Genomic DNA, 4,572 nt, shown 5'->3' on the forward strand with positions numbered 1-4,572 from the left:
ACCGACGCGCCGCGCAGCACCGACGCGAGGCCGGCGAGGACGCCGAGCCCGGCGGCCAGCGCGAACACGATGACAAGCCCATGGTGGAACGGGCCGGCAAGCAGTTCGGGGAAGAACTCGCGGCCGGTCAACGTCGCCCGGTTCGCCGGCGGCACGGCGGCCAGGCCGCCGCCGGCGGAGAGCAGATGCTCGACCGGGTTCACGCCGAGGACGGTGGCGAACAGCGACGACACCGGCGGCAGCGCGGCGACGTCGTGGGCGACCCCCGCCGGCACGCCCTGCGCGCGCAGGCCACTGTTCAGCGCGGCCGGCAGGGTGGCCGCGAGGCCCGCGATCATCAGGGAGAAGAACACACCGATCGACAGTGCCGTCCCGGAGTTCTGGAACGTCGCGCGCATCCCGGAGGCGGCGCCGCGCTGCTCAGCCGGCACACTGCCCATGATCGCCGAGGAGTTGGGGGCGGCGAACATCCCGCCGCCGATCCCGTTCAACGCGATGAGCAGGGCGAACGCCCAGTAGGAAAAGTTGACGGGCAGCAGCATCAGGCCGACGAAGCTGCCGGCGAACACCGCCATCCCGGCGCTGGCGAGACCGCGGGCGCCGAACCGGTCGGACAGGATGCCGGCCACCGGCCCGGCAACCAGGATGCCGACGGTCAGTGGCACCAGGTAGATCCCGGCCCACAGGGGCGTGTCCTCGTAGTCGTAGCCGTGCAGGGGCAGCCAGATCCCCTGCAACCAGATGATCAGCATGAACTGCAGGCCACCGCGGGCGATGGAGACGGCGAGCCCGGCGATGTTGCCGGCGGCGAACGCCCTGATCCGGAACAGGCCGAGCGCGAACATCGGCTCGGGGTGGCGGCGCTCGACGGCGACGAAGGCGACGAGCAGCGCCACTCCCCCGACGAGCAGGCCGACGACCGTGGGATTCGTCCAGCCCATGGCGTGCCCGCGGTAGGGCTGCAGGCCCTCGGTGACGGCGATGAGCACGGCGGCGAGGCCGACCGCGAAGGTGATGTTGCCCCACCAGTCGAAGCGGCCGCCGCTGCCGCGCGCTGCGGTGGTCTCGCGCAGCCGCCGGTACGCCCACACCGTCCCGAACACCCCGACGGGCACGTTCACCCAGAACACCGCCCGCCAGTCCAGCACGGCGAGCACCCCCCCGGCGACGAGGCCGACGAACTGGCCGGCGAGCGAGGCGACCTGGTTGATGCCGAGCGCGAAGCCGCGCTGGTCGGCGGGAAAGGCGTCGGTGAGGATCGCCGCCGAGTTCGCCGTGAGCATCGACCCGCCGACCGCCTGCAGCACCCGCCAGCCGATCAGCCACAGCGCCCCGCGGCCGGCGTCGAACGGGTCGAACGACAGCAGGATCGAGGCGAGTGTGAACACCGCGAACCCGGCGTTGTAGATCCGGACCCGGCCGAACATGTCGCCGAGCCGGCCGAGGGCGACGACGAGCACTGCCTGCACGAGCCGGTAGCCCATGATCATCCAGAGCAGGTAGCCGACGTTGCCCGGGGCCAGCGGGTCCAGGTGGATCCCGCGGAAGATCGGCGGCAGCGCGATGAGGACGATCGACCCGTCGAGCGCGGACATGAACACCGCCGCGGTCGTGTTCGCCAGGACCACCCAGCGGTAGTTGCCGTCCGCACCTGCCGCGACAGCCGTCCCCGCAGGCGATGTCCCCGCGCCGGATGTCCCTGCGCCGGATGTCCCTGCGCCGGGAGTCCCTGTGCCGGGAGTCCCTGTGCCGGGAGTCCCTGCGCCGGGTGTCCCCGCGCCGGATGTTCTCGGCCCGGACGCCGGCATCAGACGCGTTCCGCGAGGCGTTCGAGCAGCGGCGTGGCCGCGGCGAGCTGGTCCAGTTCGGCCCGGCTGAACCCGGTCGACAGCGCCCCGGTGAGCAGCTCGGTGCGCGCGTCACGGCGGCTGCGCAGCGCCGCGAGCCCCGACTCGGTCGGCGAGAGGATCACCTGCCGGCCGTCGGCCGGGTCGCGGCGACGTTCGACCAGGTCGCGGGCCTCCAGCGCGGCGAGGGTGGCGCCCATGGCCTGCGGGCTGATCTGCTCGAGCCGGGCGAGCGCCGCCGCGGTGGCCGGGCCACCCCGGTCCAGGCGGGCCAGCGCGGCCGACTCGGGCATCGTCAGCTCCCCCTCAGGCTGGGCCTGGCGCAGCCGGCGCACGAGCATCCCGAGACTCAGCCGCAGGGCGACGGCGATCTGACGGACATCAGGAGAGGCAGCAGGAGGGGTGGCAAGAGGGGCGGCAGGATGCACATCAGGGCCCAAAGACATTTCATCAGGCTAGGTTGATAAGGCTGGCCTGACAAACTCGGCGTCAGCCGGCCCCCGAGCTCACGCCGACGCGGGCCTCGTCGAGCACGCGGGCGAGCAGCCGGGCGGCGAACTGGTCGATCGGTGGCACCAGGTCCGGCGGCAGCAGCTCGTACTCGCGGATCAGTCGGGTGACCCGGGCAGCGAGCAGGGTGTGACGCAGCGAGGCGAGCAGGAGGTAGTACTCCATGTTCTCCATCGGCCGGCCAAGGAGCTCGGCGTAGCGGGCGACCGTCGCCGCGCGGTCCGGCAGGCCGGGTAGGCGCGCCAGCCCGACGCCCTCGCCGAGGTGGCGGTCGAGGTGCAGGAACCAGCCGAGGTCGGTCTCGGGCTGACCGAGGGAGACCATCTCCCAGTCGAGCACGGCCGCGACCCGCTCCCCCTGAAAGATCATGTTCCCGATCCGGGCGTCCCCCCACACCAGCCGGACGGGATGGCGCTCGGCCGGCGGATGATCGTGCAGCCAGGCCAGCGCGTCGTCCACCGTGGCGCGGGCGGCCTCGTCGACGGCGAAGAAGTCCAGGTGCCGCTGGTAGGCGGCGAGCTGCTGGGCCGCCCCGACCGGGCCGTATTCGGGCTGCCCCGCGAAGCCGAGCCCGAGCCGCTGCGGGTCGAGCCGGTGGATCCCGGCCATCGCGACCAGGCCCGCGTCCCAGACCCTGGCCCGCGCGGCCGGCGCCATGTCGATCATGAAGCCCTGCATGTGGTACGGCGGGAGGTCGGCGGGCACGTCGCCATCGACCCGGCCGAGCACGATGAACGGCGCGCCGAGCACCTCCGGGTCGAGCTCGTGGCCGTACACCGGCGGCACCGGGACGTCGGTGTCACGGGCCAGGATCTCGGCGATGCGGCACTGCTCGGCGAACCGGTCCCACGGGTAGAGCCGGAACCGTCGCGGCGCCATCCGCACGACCAGCGGCCGGGAGGCCCGCCGTCCGTCCGGCCCGATCCGGGTCGCCGGCAGCAACACCAGCTCCCCGGAGAGCCCCTGCCCCGACGGCACGGTCGGCTCCCCGAGCTCCCACCGCACCCCCGCCGGACCACCACCCGCCGGACCGGCGGGATCGGCGGGATCGGCGGGATCGGCGGGATGCGCGGCGAGCCAGGCGGCGAGCCGAGACCGCAGACGGTCCGGATCGGCCTGGAACGGGACAGCCACCGCGCACCCCTCTCGAGCCAGGCCGAACGGCATGGCGTCGACCCTCACCTCGAGCGAGCCCCGAGGACCTCCCGCGGACGGGACAATCACGCCGAACGGAACGTTCTCACGAACCAGCCTCCCGCCGACCCCCACGCCGCGCAAGCACCACAGTCGGTTCCGCGGAACCGCGCGACACAGGCGGTTCCGCGGAACCGCACGTCGCCGCCTGGCTGCGTCGCGCGGGAGGCACTGCGGTGCGATGCGCCCGATCCCAGGGTCCGGACCGTGCAGAACGCACCGCAACCCGTTTCCCGGCAGGGCAGGACGGGACCACTCGTTCTACGGGGCGGGGGAGGCGGCGACGGCGCGGCGCAGGAGACGCGGCACCGACAGCCGGTGCAGCGGCAGGGCCGCGGTCCACAGCAGGCGGGCCGCCCGCCGGGTAAAGGTCACGCTGGTGGTGAGGCTGATCGCCGCCGGCCGCACGCGCAGGACCAGTTCGGCGGACACCAGCGGCGAGTCCGTGGCCAGGCGGACCACGTTCGGCTCGCGCGCCACGATCGGCCAGCCGAGCACGTGCCGCGGCGACGACACCGGCCCGAGCCGCAGGCCCAGGCCGAACTGCCAGCCGGCCCGCAGGAACCACCGCACCGGCGCGGGCGCCCCCTCGAGCACCGCCCGAATCCAGCCCTCGGCGTCCCGAGCTCCGGCATCCCGAACTCCGGCATCCCGAGCTCCGGCGCCCTCGGCCGCCGGGCGGGTCGCCGCCTCGAAGACCTCGCGGTAGTCCGCACCGGCGCCGTCCACATCCATGCTGACCGCCCCTGCTCGACACCCGCCCCACGCGCGGCGATGGCCGGCGGGCGCGGAACCAACACTACGGTCGCTGCGCGCCGATCCGGACGTCGACGCCCGGCGAGTAGTGCACGAGCGGCTCGCCGGCCGGCCGCGGCAGCCCGGCCGCGGTGAGCAGGTGATCGTCGACGTCGAGCAGGTCGGCGCGGTGCAACGGCCACGGCTCGTGCCAGACCGGGGCGTGCCTGCGCCGCCCACCGGCATCGCTGAACAGCCGCCAGCGGGCGGTCAGGGAGTGCTCGCG

Annotated in this window: 5 protein-coding genes; all 5 read right to left on the reverse strand. The window is 74.0% G+C overall.

What is annotated here, in order from left to right:
- Window positions 1-1,595 (reverse strand): MFS transporter (locus ND748_RS25830; RefSeq protein ID WP_374216038.1); only part of this gene is annotated, 1,595 nt, incomplete at its 3' end.
- A gap of 212 nt (window positions 1,596-1,807) precedes the next feature.
- Window positions 1,808-2,188 (reverse strand): MarR family winged helix-turn-helix transcriptional regulator, encoded by a 381-nt coding sequence (locus tag ND748_RS25835; RefSeq protein ID WP_251748710.1) that lies wholly within the window; start codon window positions 2,186-2,188, stop codon window positions 1,808-1,810.
- 148 nt (window positions 2,189-2,336) lie between these two features.
- Window positions 2,337-3,491: a phosphotransferase family protein gene (locus tag ND748_RS25840; protein ID WP_251748711.1), complete on the reverse strand. Its 1,155-nt coding sequence runs from the start codon at window positions 3,489-3,491 to the stop codon at window positions 2,337-2,339.
- Between the two features lie 321 nt (window positions 3,492-3,812).
- Window positions 3,813-4,286, reverse strand: coding sequence for a hypothetical protein (locus tag ND748_RS25845; protein WP_251748712.1), 474 nt, complete (start codon window positions 4,284-4,286; stop codon window positions 3,813-3,815).
- A 64-nt stretch (window positions 4,287-4,350) separates the two neighbouring features.
- On the reverse strand, window positions 4,351-4,572 hold a 222-nt coding region (locus tag ND748_RS25850; protein WP_251748714.1), incomplete at its 5' end, for a DUF2071 domain-containing protein.

The organism is Frankia sp. AiPs1, assembly GCF_023716945.1.
Classification (GTDB): domain Bacteria; phylum Actinomycetota; class Actinomycetes; order Frankiales; family Frankiaceae; genus Frankia.